Source organism: Photorhabdus australis DSM 17609 (assembly GCF_000711895.1).
Classification (GTDB): domain Bacteria; phylum Pseudomonadota; class Gammaproteobacteria; order Enterobacterales; family Enterobacteriaceae; genus Photorhabdus; species Photorhabdus australis.
This window is the reverse complement of record NZ_JONO01000041.1, coordinates 1-14,385: the sequence shown is the minus strand read 5'-3', so window position 1 is coordinate 14,385 and position 14,385 is coordinate 1. Positions and strand designations below refer to the sequence as shown.

Below are 14,385 nucleotides of genomic sequence, written 5' to 3'. Positions count from 1 at the left end.
TTCACATCGATTAAAAAAGACAAAAATAGAGGTAAACTCAATTGAGTTTCACACCGCTATAAAAATGTCTGCAACCATATAATCAACCAATAAATTATAACTCTGGTTAGATATAGAGTTTTATTATATAGAAAAAACCAAAACACATATTTATTAAGGTAAGGTATTTTTAAATGAGAAAGAATTTTATTTGGGCTTCTTTAGTGATGATATCAGGGACTTTTAGCAGTTTCAGTGCATTATCTCATGATGGAACAATTAAATTTAACGGTAAGATTATTGATAGCACTTGCACTGTTGACAGTAATGGCAATAAAAATGAGTTTGATTTTGGTCACATATTTACATCTGTATTAAATGGAGAGACAGGCAAGTCATCTGAACTTAAAGAGTTTACAATTAGCTTTGTAAAATGCCCTACTTCTGTATCAGCATTTAATATTCAATTTGATGCAGGAACAACAAATACCGACTCTTCTGATAACACCAACTATTTTGCTACGACACTTAAAAATGTTGCTATTGCAATGTATAAATCAGACGGTACTACAGAAATAAAACCTGGCACTAAGGTTAATAATATTAACATAAATAGTGGAAGCGGAAATTATACAATTAAGGCCCATTTAATATCAACAGGGAATACAGTTACTGCCGGTAACTTTACCAGTAATGTGAATATTACTACAGATTATCCATAAACAGCATATACATATTTATTCATTTGGTGAGCCATCTTTAGTTCAGGGAGTAAAAACATTGCGTTTTATTATTTCGCTTTTTCTTATCATATTGGTATTTCAGGCACAGGCAGGAATAACCCTCGGCGGAACCCGCCTTATCTATAATGGCTCACAAAAAGAAGCCACTATATCTATCACTAACTCAGATACAGAAAGACCTTATCTTATTCAATCGTGGGTAGATAATATCGATAACAGTCAAAACAAAGTACCGTTCGTTATTACTCCACCATTGTTTAAGGTGGCGAAGGAAAGCGAGCATCAAATCCGTGTTTCATATGTGGGAAATTATCTACCATCAGATCGGGAATCAATATTTTTGCTCAATGTCAATGCAATTCCGGCGGTTGAAAAAAATGACAACAGCAAGATGATTATAACGATCAAAAACATTATCAAACTGATTTATCGCCCAACTGGGCTATCTGATGATGATGCGAATAATGCTATTCATCGTTTGGCAGCATCACGTAATGCCAATAGTGTTCAATTAACTAATCCCACAGCTTATTACATTAATCTTAGTGAGATGAAAATCGATGGCAAACTAATAGCCAGACCAGGATTTATTCCACCTTTTGGTCACAAGGTATTTCCGGCCCAAAGTAATATAAAAAGCGTGATGCTGACGGCTATTAATGATTACGGTGGCATAACGGAAGAGCGCCTGTTTAATTTCTAATAATATTATCTGATGAGTGTATTGTGAAAAGAATAATCAGCTTTGCTTTACTCGCTTATTGTTTATCATTGCCAGCATATGCAGAGCTGTACTTTGATATAAATGCATTACAATTATCAGATGAAGACAGAGAAAACATTAATCTGGACAGTTTGGCACAAACAGATAGTTACATTCCGGGTATCTATAAAGTGAATGTTATCGTCAATCAACAGGATATTGGCATCAAAAACCTATCCTTTATTGACTGTGGTGAAAAACTTTGTCCTGAATTATCTGTCAGCTTACTAAAAGAAATTGGGGTAAAAACAGAAAGCTTCCCTGAATTAGCATCACTTTCTGAACAGGAAATCATTTCTCAACCAGAGAAATATATTAAATATGCATCAGCAGATTTGGATTTAAGTCATCTTACTTTAACGCTGAATTTTCCTCAGGCGGCAATGAGATCACAAATCAGGGGAGAAATCTCTCCTGATCAGTGGGATGATGGTTTGCCTATGTTTTTTACCAATTACAATCTAACAGGCATGCAATCCTGGAATAAAAATCAAAGTGAACAAAATCAATACCTGAATTTACGTAGTGGCTTTAATTTAGGTCCGTGGCGCGTTCGTCATAATAGTTACTATAGCCGTAATAGTACAACATCTGAATGGAAATCACTTAAAGCTTATGCTGAGCGAGATATTCGTCCATTAAGATCCCGATTGGTATTGGGCGAAACAACAACTGATAGCACGGTGTTCGATAGTTTCACTTTTAATGGTGTTAAACTGATGTCTGATAGTCAAATGCTGCCAGACAGTCAACAAAGATTTGCTCCTGTCGTTCGCGGTATTGCTATGACTCACGCCAGAATAGAAATCCATCAGAAAGATAATCTGATTTATCAGACTTTTGTTCCACCTGGCGCATTTGAAATTACCGATATTTATCCCAGCAACTCAAATGGTGATCTGGAGGTCTCTATTTATGAAGAAAATGGTAAAGTCAGAAAATTTACTCAACCCTTTGCAGCCTCACCATTGACGATTCGTAAAGGGCAAACGAAATATTCTGTTAATATCGGTAAATTCAGTGGCAACAAACAAGCCAACAAAAAAAAATTTGTCCAGACAGAAGTCACTTACGGGCTATGGGACAGCACCACAATTTATGGTGGAACAATTGCTTCTTCCGACTATCGGAGTTATGCATTAGGTTTAGGGCACAATCTCGGCTTATTTGGTACTGTTTCAATAGATGTCACAAAGGCAGAAACGCATTTCCCAAATAGAGAAAAGAAAACCGGCCAGTCTTATCAGGTACGCTACAATAAAAGCTTCACTGCCACGAATACCACGGTGACATTAGCTGGCTATCGTTACAATACCAATGGTTTTTTCAGTTTTAGCGATGCTAATAACAATTACCCAATTACTGATAACAACAGAAATAGTGCGCCGAAAAACCATATGCAAATAACCCTGGGACAAAGTTTAGGTCAATATGGCAATCTTTCATTATCAGCCTGGCAACAAGATTACTGGCAAGATAAAACCAGCAAGAATCGATCATATATGATGTCTTATCACACCAATATTCATAACATCTCCTTATCATTGAACTACAATTACCATCGTAATCGTTCAGGCATGAATAACGATCAAACTTTTTCGTTAAATGTTAGTGTTCCTCTGGATAAATGGTTGCCATCCGGTAATCATAGTGCAACTGTAGATTATGATACCACTTATAATACAAATGGCGACAGCCAACATACTATGACATTATCTGGCTCTTTACTTGAACAGCAGAATCTGAACTATATGGTTTCTCAGAATTACAGCTACGAAAAATCAGAGAAGGAAAAAGAATCAGGTAATACAGTTAGCTTGTATTATAGAGGATCATACGGTTCAGTAAATGCGGGTTACACCACTAATCATAGAAAAAATAAGCGTATTAATTATGGACTAGAGGGCTCAATTATTGCACATCCTTATGGTGTTACCCTGGCACAAAATATTAGCGAAAGCGGTGCCAGTGCTTTAATTCGCGCTCCCGGGGCAGCTAATGCAAAAGTATTAAATAATACCTCTATCAGTACAGACTGGCGAGGATATACCGTTGTACCTTATATATCGCAATATCGCGAGAATGCTTTATCTCTTGATACCAATACATTTAGTACTGACGTAGATATTGATAATCCAACCACTAAAGTTATTCCAACAAAAGGGGCTCTGGTATTGGCTGATTATTCTATTCGTGTTGGTCATCGGGTATTTTTAACATTACAACATAAAAGTAAGAAACTCCCATTCGGGACGATAATCACAAGTGAGAATAATATCAATGGTATGGTCAATGAAAGAGGAGAAGTCTTTCTCAACGGTGTTGGTGATACAGCAAAGTTAAAAGCTGATTTGGGCGATCAACAAAACTGTTATATTAATTTTGATAGTAAAAAATACCAAAAAATTAATGGTATCATCTTGGCCTCATTGAGTTGTCAATAATTAAGAATAATTCTCAACCGGAATTTATATGAAACACTACTTATGGTTATTCATTGCTCCTATACTACTGTTAAACAGCAACAAGTCATTTGCAGAATGTCAATTAAACCCGAAAGCCACCCCTATTTCTTTGTATTTTAATTTAAAAGAATATGAAAAAGAGATTAACAAAGCGAATAATAAAGACATTAACATCAAAACTTTCAGTGCTGAACATATAGCCTCAACAATGGGTATTGATGTAAACGCTCCAATTTTTTCATGTGATGAAGAAAATATCCCCCTAATGTTTGGCGACAGTGTTCTTACTGGAAAACCGGGTAATACTGAACATGGCACTGGTGGATTAAAAATCATCGAAGACAAGTTATATTTATATTTCGTTATTTCTGGAGGGAATATTGGTAAAATAGGCTATCCTAAAACAGATGGAAATAACTATTCATATAACTCTGGAACAAGAAAAAAAATCACCTGGAAAGATATAGGAAATGTTAGTATTTATCTTCATAAGAAAGGGGCAATTCATTCAGGAAAATCACTATCTTCCGGAGTCATGTTTAAATTAGCAGTATTAGGAAGCCCAGTACTAAATTTAATTTCAGTAAGACATTCAAGTACATATAGATTTAAGACCATGGGTTGCATGACAACAACACCATTACGAAATGTAAACTTCGGTAACGTACAAGGTTCTTTATTTAAAGGAAAAGGAACCACTGCTGGCTATGCTAATTTTGATATAATTATGAATTGTGTAGAGAATGTTATACCTAAAATTACCTTTTCAGGAAAAAGGATTAAAAACCCTACAGACACTCCAGATAGTGTTATTCGATTAGATAATAGCAACAATGCAAATACAGCAAAAGGCATTGGTGTCCAAATCTTATATGGCGGAACACCTGTTTCTCTGGAAAATCCTCTGGTTCTTAATCGCACATCACAAGATCCTGACTATGTCGCTCATTTTACTGCCCGATATTACCAAACCAGAAATAAAATAACCGGCGGAATAGCTAATGCTACCGCACATTTTACAATTCAATATGAATGATATTAATATATACCCTATGGATTTCAAGATGCGTCGCGACGGCAAGGGAGCGAATCCCCGGGAGCATAGATAACTATGTGACCGGGGTGAGTGAGTGCAGCCAACAAAGAGGTAACTTGAAAGATAACGGGTATAAACTGTATAGCATCTTCTTATCTGGATAATCAACATGGAACAAACAGTTATACATACCAGTCAAACCACGCTGCCAAAAGATGGTAATGGATTTATCACTCAAATCGAGTATGGAACGGTTATTCAATATCCTCAAGTACATCTCTGGCAGGCTTGTTTTGATCTCTCTTATTATCACGATGAACTATTCAGACAGTTAAATCTTCCCTTCCCTGCCCAATTAAATAAAGCAGTCAACAAACGACGAGCTGAATATCTGGCCGCACGCTATTGTGCCCGCCAACTTTTAGCACAATTAGGGCAACCCGCGTTTAATTTAATATCTGGCACTGATCGCGCACCCATCTGGCCCCAGGGGATTTGCGGTTCTGTTTCACATTCATCTCATCGCACTATTGTACTGGCAGCACCGCAAACCAATAACCGATTAATTGGTGTCGATATAGAAACCATTGTCAGCCATCAAAATATGAACGAAATGATAAAAATGGTATTGAATAATAGAGAAATATCCTGCCTAAATAATTACCATTTACCCCCTGAACACATGTTCACATTGGCATTTTCTGTAAAAGAAAGCCTATTTAAAGCACTCTATCCACACGTAAAACGATTTTTTGGATTTGAAGTCGCTGAAGTTATTGCCCTATCCCTCGAAGATAATGAAATAACACTACAATTGCAGGAGACACTGACTAATCATTATCCAGCAGGTACCCTATTCCGCGGGCAGTTTATTATCTACCCACAGGAAATATTGACACTAATTATTCAGTAGCCTGAAACAATACAAAGTGGTTATTTATCTCAGATTTTCCACCTGGATAAATAGCCTTAGTTCGTATAGATATCCATACTCGTTATGAATCTGCCTTCCCTGATTATTACCTCAATTAATATGATAGTGAAATTTAATGGGTAATTTAGCATTATTAAAGACTAATATGAGCCTATACCATCATCATCATTTGAGATGACTCGATTTCATAATACAAACTCAATAAACAGCAAGCATGAATCAACCCTAAAAAACCCCTATTTTTCAGCCAATAGGATTATTCTTAAGGTAAATGACCTGAAGTATTCTATGACTTAAATCACATTTTTTTAAATTAAACAGAAATCCATCTATCAAATATCCAAGACACTTTAATTTTTTTATTATATTCTCCTCGTTATATATTAATCGGATGAAAGTATTGGTTGCTTGTCTTTATCATCTCTGAGGCTGCGGACCAAGCAATACTGCATCACTATACCCAATAGATTTCAAGATGCATCGCGACGGCAAGGGAGAGAATCCCCGGGCGCATAGATAACGATGTGACTGGGGTGAGTGAGTGCAGCCAACAAAGAGGTAACTTGAAAGATAACAGGTATATATTGATGTTCTTTCCCAAGATGACTTCTTTACCCCTTGATTAGTTTTAACTCACATAACAGAACGTTGCCGGGCTGATAATACTGTACGTGAAGCCGTTCAGAAATAACAAGGAGCACTTTATATGTCATTCCAGAAAACAGCCGCCGGGTTGCCAGGGGCGCTAAAGCAAACCGCTGACCGATTCAGTACCCAGAGTGCCGGCGGCTTACAGTTTACCCTCTCCGCCGCCGGCCTGCCGTCCCACACCTTTGTGGTTGCCGCCTTTTCACTGAATGAGGCCTTTTCTACCCCGTTCAGCCTTGAGGTCAGCTTAGCCAGTGCCGACCCGGCGATTGATTTCACCGCCGTCCTCGATAAAAGCGCCACCTTGTCCATCCTGCGCGAAGGCAAGGTCCAGCGTACCGTCACCGGAATGGTCGCGCGCTTTGTTCAGGGCAACACCGGCAAGCATCAAACCCGTTACGAAATGACTATCCGTCCGGATATGTGGCGCACCTCTCTGCGCCAGAATTCCCGTATCTTTCAGCAGCAGGACATTAAAACTATCATTACCACCCTACTCAAAGAAAACGGCGTCCGGGATGTGGTATTCAGCCTGCGTAATCCGCACCCGGAGCGAGAGTTTTGTGTCCAGTACCGGGAAACTGATTTTGATTTTCTGCAACGGCTGACGGCGGAAGAAGGCATCTTTTACTTCTTTGAGTTTAGTGGCCATAAAAATACGCTGGTATTTGCCGACGATGCCGGCTCCATCGCCAAAGGGCCAGTCTTGCCCTATCACCCGGAAGATGCCGCCCAAGCTCAGTCGTTGTGTATCACCGCCCTGACCCGCAGTGCTCAGGTACGTCCGGCTACCGTCGAACTCAAGGATTACACCTTTAAAAATCCCGTCTGGGCTGCCGAGTTTCGCCAGCAGATGCGGGAAACCAACCTCCAGTATACCGGTTATGAACACTTTGATTTTCCCGGTCGCTTCAAAGATGAGCAGCACGGTGCTGATTTTACCCGCTACCGGCTGGAAGCCCTGCGCAACAATGCTCTGATGGGATACGGAGACAGTAACGATGCGGCCATGCAACCGGGCGTGCTGTTCACCCTGACCGACCATCCGCGCCCTGACCTCAACCGGCTCTGGCAACTGGTCAGTGTTGCCCATACAGGCAGCCAGCCGCAGGCGCTGGAGCAGGCCAGCAGTGAGTCAGGCACAGTGATGAGTAACCACTTCACTTTTATCCCCTATGACCAGCACTGGCGTCCAACGCCACTGCCCAAGCCGGTGATGGACGGCCCACAGATTGCCAAAGTGGTTGGTCCGGAAGGGGAAGAAATCTTCTGCGACCAGTATGGTCGTATCCGATTACAGTTTTTATGGGACCGTTACGGCCAGAGTGACGACCACAGCTCCTGCTGGATACGGGTGACCCAGCCGTGGGCCGGTCAGGGCTGGGGGATGCTGGCGATTCCGCGTATTGGTCAGGAAGTGGTGGTGGACTTTCTGCATGGTGACCCGGACCAGCCGATAGTCACCGGACGGACCTATCATGCCAGCAACATCCCGCCGGGCGCGTTACCGGGCAGTAAAACCCAGATGGCTTTCCGCTCAAAAACCCATAAAGGGGAAGGCTATAACGAACTGCGTTTTGAAGATGCCAAAGGCAGTGAAGAGCTGGCTTTGCACGCGCAACGCGATATGAATACCGTGGTGCTCAATAACCGAGAAACCCGGGTGATGAACGACCATACCGAAAGCATCGGCCATAATCAGGTACTGTCGATCAGGAATGACCGCCATAAAGAAGTCACGGGCAATGAAGTCAGCGCTATCACCGGCCTGCGTCAAATCACCGTAGAAAAAGACAGTCTGCTGAACGTGAAAAATAACATTCAGATACACTCTCAGTCGGGGGGGATCGAAATTGCCACCGCAGGGGGCAGCATTACCATCGACAACGCCGGCAATATCAGCATTCAGGGACTCAATATCACCATCAATGGCAAACAGGTCAATGTGAACTGACCCGTATTGATATTCAACACCTTAATGCATGCCCCAAATCAAATAACGGAAAAAATCATGGAAAACACAGTGTATCAGATGAATGAAGGCACCCTCGCTATCCCAGACAACTGGCGGGATGAATCCATGCATGTCTTTGTGCTGCCGGACGACAGCGGCATTAACCTGGTGGTTAACCGCACTCCGGTGCCAGCCGGTATGGATAACTACGCTTACTATGAACAGACCCTGGAGCAGTTCCGCACACACCTGCCCGGTTACCAGGAACACCAACGTAGCGAAATCACTCTCAGCCAGCAACCTGCCCGCCGCCTGGATTACCAATGGAAAAGCCCGGAAGGGGACATGTACCAGACCGTGGTGCTGCAAATCCGCGGCACACAGCTACTGGCCTTCAACCTCACCTCCCCCACCCCCTTTGAAGCGGGACAGCGAGATGCACTACTGGAGGTTATCCACAGTTTTCAGGCCGTCTGACCCGGCAGGAGGCATAACATGTCACTTGGTGATGAAATTGTCACCCGAATTGCCCGGGTCGGAGCCCGACACGCGGCGCCCGTTTCCCCGCCACAGGGAACACCAGGCCCGGCAGCAGCCCGCAAGGACGACCCGATTAAACATGCCAGCTTCCTTGGTGCGCTGGCTGGCGCCATTACCGGAGCACTGATAAGCGCGGCAGTCTTTGCCGTAGCCGCTGCGGTGGTGGTGGGCACCGGCGGTTTAGCCACCGTTGCGGTAATAGCATTGGGCACTGCCGGCACACTAGCTCTGGGGAATGTTATCAGTGCCGCCAGTTCCGCAGTCACCCGCATGGTGGACAGTATTGGCCCGCCCGACGGCAAACTCAGCAGCGGCTCGTCAAACGTGTCCATTGAAGGCAAACCAGCCGCCAGAGCCACTGTCGATACTGCCGACTGTACGAAACATCCCGCTCCATCTTTGATTGCTCAGGGCAGTGAAACAGTATTCATCAACGGCTACCCGGCGGCCCGGGCAGATGACAAACTGGTCTGCGGCGCCACCATCAAAGCCGGGGCTAAAACCGTGTTTATCGGCTCCGGTCAGGGCACCTATCTGGATATTGAGGAAGAATTCTCCGCCTGGGAACGGGCGATTCTGATAGCCGTGGAATTTCTGGTGCCACCATCCCGGGGAGCCATTAAGGGCCTCGGTAAACTGTTCACCAAAGCCGGTCGTCAGGCGGTACTGAACGGGGCAAAGGCCGGTGCCCGGCATGCCGGAAAAATCTTGTCCATGGGCACGATTTCCTGTGCCAAAACCGCCTTTAAAGAGACTCAGGGCGCGAAACGTTACTGGGAAGCGACGAAAAAATTCTTCACCGGCGACCCGATTGATGTCACCACCGGCCAACTGTTCGACCAGCGCACGGATATCACCCTCGGTCAGACCCTACCGCTGGTGTTTTTACGCAGCTGGACCCCCAGAGAACAAGGCTTGCTGGGACCAGGATGGACCGACAGCTTTTCCGAATGCGTCCGGGTCACCGGCGACCGAGTAGAAATCAGCACCACCGAAGGGGCTTCACTCTATTTTGCGTTACCGGCCACCTGTACTCACAGTATCAACCCGGACCACCCGGATTTCACCCTGAGCCGGCACAAACCGGGATATCTCCTCCGCCACCGCGATTCCCCGGTACAAAAATATTTTACCCTGCCTGCCCCGTCTTCCCCCGGCGACACGCAGCGCTGGCTGCTCACTGAACACCGGGATGTGTACGACAACCGACTACGTTTTGTCTATAACGACCGCTATCAGCTGACAGACGTCATCCACAGTGACGGACCAGTGCTGACTCTGGGCTATAACCTGAACGGGCAGCTAACAGAGATTATCCGCACCGATGAAGGGTTACAGGCAGTCATGGCCCGCTATCACTATCATGATAATGGCCAGCTGGCGGAAGCAGACAGCACCCAGCAATTCCACCTGTACTATGAATACAACGCGCAGGGCCTGATAAGCCGCTGGTCTGACGGCGACCAAACCTGGGTGGATTACCGCTACGATGAACAGGGGCGCTGTACTGACAGTGTGGGGGCTGGCGGCTTCTATCCAGTCCACCTAGATTACGCCCCTGGCCTCACCCGCTCTACCACGCCACAGGGGCACACTACGACCTGGTATTACAATGACCAGCATCAGGTCACCGAAGTCCACACCCCTGGCGGCAGTATCACCCGCTATGACTATGATAACCAAGGCAATCTGATACAACAGACGTCACCGATGGGAGAAGTCCTGACCCTGATCTACTTGGCTGATACTGGTCGGGTGACTTCATTCACTGATGCAACTGGGGCGGTTTGGCAATACAGCTATGATGCCGACACCCTGCAACTGACCGGCATGACTGACCCGCTGCACCGCACCTGGCTGCAACTGTATGATGAACAGGGCCAGCCGAAAGGATTTATTGCCCCGGATGGCCGGAAAACCACCCTGACCCGTAATGCTTTCGGGCTGGTGACAGCGGAAGAAGACACCGACGGTAACCGCCGTACTCAGGAATATGATACCCATCAGCGACTGGTCAGACTGTTTGATGAGGAAAGCCGCACAGTTAACCTCGGCTACGACAGTCAGGACCGGCTGCGCAGCATGACCGCCGCCGGGGCACTGTGGCGCTGGCGTTACGACCGACATCACCGGGTGGCCGTTAGCGACCGGCCCGATAACAATCTGGAACATTTTCACCATGACCGGCATGGTAATTTAACCTGTTGGACCGATGCGCGCGGGGTGGCATGGCAGGTGGAATATGGGCCATTTGACCTGCCGGTAGCACGGCATGATGGTGAAGGAAACCGCTGGCAGTACCGCTATGATGCCGACTCGCTGCAACTGATTGAAGTGATTAACCCGCAAGGGGAAAACTACACGTACCTCCTGGATACCGATGGCCGGGTGGTCACTGAGCAGGATTATGCCGGTACCCGCTGGCACTACCGTTATGACCTGTCAGGCAACTGCATTGAGAAGCGGGACGGAGAAGAGACCGTGACCCGCTATGACTATGATGCGACACGCCGGCTGATCGCCCTGCATGCCCCGGAAGGCACCACCCATTATCATTACGATATTGTGGGACGGCTGCTGATGGTTGAGTCACCGGACAACACGCTGTCTTTTGAATATGATGAACAAGACCGGATAGTCCGGGAAATTCAGCCGCACGGCGAAATTCTGCGCCACTACCCGGATAACCGCACAGTGGAGCGACAGCTGCTGACCGGCGCAACCGAACCCACAGCAGGGCCGCCCCGGTTCGCCGGACAGACTCACCCGGAACACTGGCAGAGCCGGATGCAGGTCAACCGGGCCGGGGAGCTGATCGGGTTAACGCTGGACGACCTGTTACCTCTAACAGTAGAACGCGACGAAGCCGGACGGGACACGGGCCGTCGCACCGAAAGCGGTTTCATCCTACGCCAGCAGTACAACCTGATGGGCCTGTTGACCGCCCAACGTGCCGGCTGTAATCCCCATTTTTTCCGGCAGACTGACCTGGCGGATATTCCGACACCCACCTTTGCTGGTCTGGCGCGTCAGTATGAATATGATGCCGCACTCAACCTGACAGCAACCAATGATGACAGGCAACAGCTGCACTATCTCCTTAACGGAAATGGTCAGGTGGTGTCAGTTGGTGATAGCCGGAACCTGCGCGAGCATTATCAATATGACGCCAGCGGTTACCCGTCCCGGCGGTTCGACGGGGTGCAGGAAATCAGGGCGGAAACGCTGTATCAGGAAGGTCACCGTCTGAACTGGATTGGCCCACATAAGTTTGTGTACGACCGGGCCGGTCGGATGAAGGAGAAACAGCGTTTAGAAGAAGGTTACCGTCCGGCGCTGACCCGATACCGCTGGAACAGCCAGAATCAGCTGACAGGTCTCATCACCCCGGACGGTATCCGGTGGGAATATCGCTATGATGCTTTTGGACGGCGGACCGAAAAGCGCTGTATCCAGACCGGTAAACTGACCACGTATTTATGGGACGGCGATGTGCCGGCGGAAATCCGGGAGTATCAGCATGGCCGGCTGAAAATGATCCGCCATCTGGTGTTTGACGGCTGGGCACTGGTGGCGCAGCAGACGCAACAGTTCACGCTGAATCTGGATAACCGGGTGGAACTGATGGCCGGGGAGGTGGAGACCCAGTATGCGGTCAGCGCCCCGACCGGCGAGCCGCTGGCGCTGTTCGACCCGACAGGCAAGCGGGTGTGGCGGCAGCCAAAGCAGTCTCTGTACGGGCTGCGGCTGAGCGGGCTGGGTGAAAACCCGCAACTGGACCCGGGCCTCCGGTTTGCCGGGCAACTTTTTGATGAAGAAAGTGGTTTATTTTATAACCGATTTCGCTATTATTTGCCGGAAGCAGCGTGCTACCTGAGTACTGACCCTCTAGGGCTAAATGGGGGTCCGAACCCGTATTCATACGTTCATAATCCGGCGAACTGGATTGATCCTCTGGGGCTAGCTGGTGAAAATGTATTTATTCACTATACAAATAAAGCTGGCTTTGACGGCATTATGAAGAGCGGTGTTCTTAATCCAAACGTCAGTGGAAAAGTTTATATAACGGATATACTGATGTCGCCAAAAGATGTAATGAGAGATTTATTGATAAACAACCCCAATCATATAGGACGAGGAGACTATGCGATTATTTTCAAAATAGACCCAGGGGAAAGAGGAAATATCCGTTCACCTTCTAGATTAGAATATACTCATGAAGGAAAGTTGAAATTGAATAATATTCTGTATGCCGGTAAAAACCCATATACCATATTAGAACATCTTGATTATGATACGAGACTCAAACTCACTGATAATCAAGTTAAAATCAGAAAGTGCGGAGGGAAATAATGAAGCACGAATCTATTCAATTAGCAAGGGAAGAGGTGAATGCAATAATCAAGCTGATCCTTTATATAAAGTTTGAATGTGAAGATCCTGGAACACTGATATATTCAAGTAGTCCTTTGATAAATTCAGCATTGGAAAAAATGTTGAATATGTATGGTTATAAGGATGATTGGGATAAAGTTTTCTCAAAATTTCTAGAAGCAGATAAGAATTTTGTAATCAAAAGAGTCGAATATTTAGAAAAACGTGAAAATAGTCCTCTTGATGAGGAAATTAAGCAGCAAATCTTATCAAATCATGCGTATCCATATAAGTGGTAGTTAATAATTAATAAGGCCGGAAAGATCCCCGTGATCTTCCAGCCTTGTTATTTTATGCTTAAAATAAATATCTTTCAGGGTTGGTCTTATATATTAAATATATAATTTAAAACCACAAAAATATAAAATAAATAAGAAGATAAAAAAAGGAATAATACAGAAAAATATAAGATTAATGATAAATATATACATAGGCTATATTTTAGATATTTTATTCTGTTTTCTCCCTGAAATCGCAAAAAGCCGGAATCGCTTCCGGCCTGTTTCTTTCTTACCGTGGTGAATACCCGTGACACGCCAGTGCCGACTGGAGCCGCCCTATCGCGGCCTTGATAACCCAGGCTTCCGCATCATCAATCGCACAGGCGCGTATCTCCGCCCAGTTCAGCCGCTTCACCAGCTGAGCCAAGGCCAGCGCTTCAATGTGGGTTAACTGAATGTCCTGTAAATGTTCAATCACTATCGTCATCTTATGCTCTCCCCTTAACCCACAAAACCGGTTATCAGCGCCCGCATCTGTTGCTTTATCTCCCGCAGTTGGACCTGTTGCCGCTGGTACTGCTGATGCTGTTGTTGCGTGGCCTCACTGTCAGGAATGAGCACCAGACAACCGTCCATCACCTTCACCGTAATCTGGCCGCCGGTATTAA

Annotated in this window: 11 protein-coding genes; 9 read left to right on the top strand and 2 right to left on the bottom strand. The window is 45.6% G+C overall.

Annotated elements, in window-relative coordinates; translation table 11 throughout:
* Positions 1–173 precede the first annotated feature (173 nt).
* From BO26_RS12685 to BO26_RS12655, 7 genes are all read left to right on the top strand, one after another.
* The gene (locus tag BO26_RS12685) at positions 174–701 is read left to right on the top strand and encodes a fimbrial protein (RefSeq protein ID WP_036771874.1); all 528 of its coding nucleotides are present in this window, start codon (positions 174–176) and stop codon (positions 699–701) included.
* Between the two features lie 58 nt (positions 702–759).
* Positions 760–1,425: a fimbrial biogenesis chaperone gene (locus tag BO26_RS12680; RefSeq protein ID WP_036771872.1), complete on the top strand. Its 666-nt coding sequence runs from the start codon at positions 760–762 to the stop codon at positions 1,423–1,425.
* Between the two features lie 23 nt (positions 1,426–1,448).
* On the top strand, positions 1,449–3,929 hold the full coding sequence (locus BO26_RS12675) for a fimbria/pilus outer membrane usher protein (protein WP_036771871.1): 2,481 nt from the start codon (positions 1,449–1,451) through the stop codon (positions 3,927–3,929).
* Positions 3,930–3,957: 28 nt separating this feature from the next.
* Entirely contained in the window at positions 3,958–4,986 is a 1,029-nt protein-coding gene (locus tag BO26_RS12670; RefSeq protein WP_036771869.1) for a fimbrial protein, read from the top strand.
* Between the two features lie 169 nt (positions 4,987–5,155).
* On the top strand, positions 5,156–5,899 hold the full coding sequence (locus tag BO26_RS12665; RefSeq protein ID WP_051690970.1) for a 4'-phosphopantetheinyl transferase family protein: 744 nt from the start codon (positions 5,156–5,158) through the stop codon (positions 5,897–5,899).
* 727 nt (positions 5,900–6,626) lie between these two features.
* On the top strand, positions 6,627–8,522 hold the full coding sequence (locus BO26_RS12660) for a type VI secretion system Vgr family protein (RefSeq protein WP_036771868.1): 1,896 nt from the start codon (positions 6,627–6,629) through the stop codon (positions 8,520–8,522).
* A gap of 57 nt (positions 8,523–8,579) precedes the next feature.
* The gene (locus BO26_RS12655; protein ID WP_036771867.1) at positions 8,580–8,999 is read left to right on the top strand and encodes a DUF1795 domain-containing protein; all 420 of its coding nucleotides are present in this window, start codon (positions 8,580–8,582) and stop codon (positions 8,997–8,999) included.
* Here the strand turns inward: BO26_RS12655 and BO26_RS24100 are convergent.
* Positions 8,987–9,421: a hypothetical protein gene (locus BO26_RS24100; protein ID WP_477707031.1), complete on the bottom strand. Its 435-nt coding sequence runs from the start codon at positions 9,419–9,421 to the stop codon at positions 8,987–8,989. The two genes, BO26_RS12655 and BO26_RS24100, sit on opposite strands and share 13 nt — an antisense overlap.
* On the opposite strand from BO26_RS24100, the gene BO26_RS12650 reads away from it, so the two are divergent.
* Together BO26_RS12650 and BO26_RS12645 are read left to right on the top strand one after the other, a co-directional pair.
* Positions 9,387–13,415, top strand: coding sequence for an RHS repeat-associated core domain-containing protein (locus tag BO26_RS12650; protein ID WP_236637451.1), 4,029 nt, complete (start codon positions 9,387–9,389; stop codon positions 13,413–13,415). The two genes, BO26_RS24100 and BO26_RS12650, sit on opposite strands and share 35 nt — an antisense overlap.
* Complete coding sequence (locus BO26_RS12645) at positions 13,415–13,735, top strand: hypothetical protein (protein WP_036771863.1); 321 nt, start codon at positions 13,415–13,417, stop codon at positions 13,733–13,735. The genes BO26_RS12650 and BO26_RS12645 overlap by 1 nt, the downstream gene beginning before the upstream one ends.
* Positions 13,736–14,006: 271 nt before the next feature.
* Here BO26_RS12645 and BO26_RS12640 read toward each other — a convergent pair whose 3' ends face one another.
* Entirely contained in the window at positions 14,007–14,204 is a 198-nt protein-coding gene (locus tag BO26_RS12640; protein WP_036771860.1) for a DUF7706 family protein, read from the bottom strand.
* Positions 14,205–14,385: the final 181 nt, after the last annotated feature.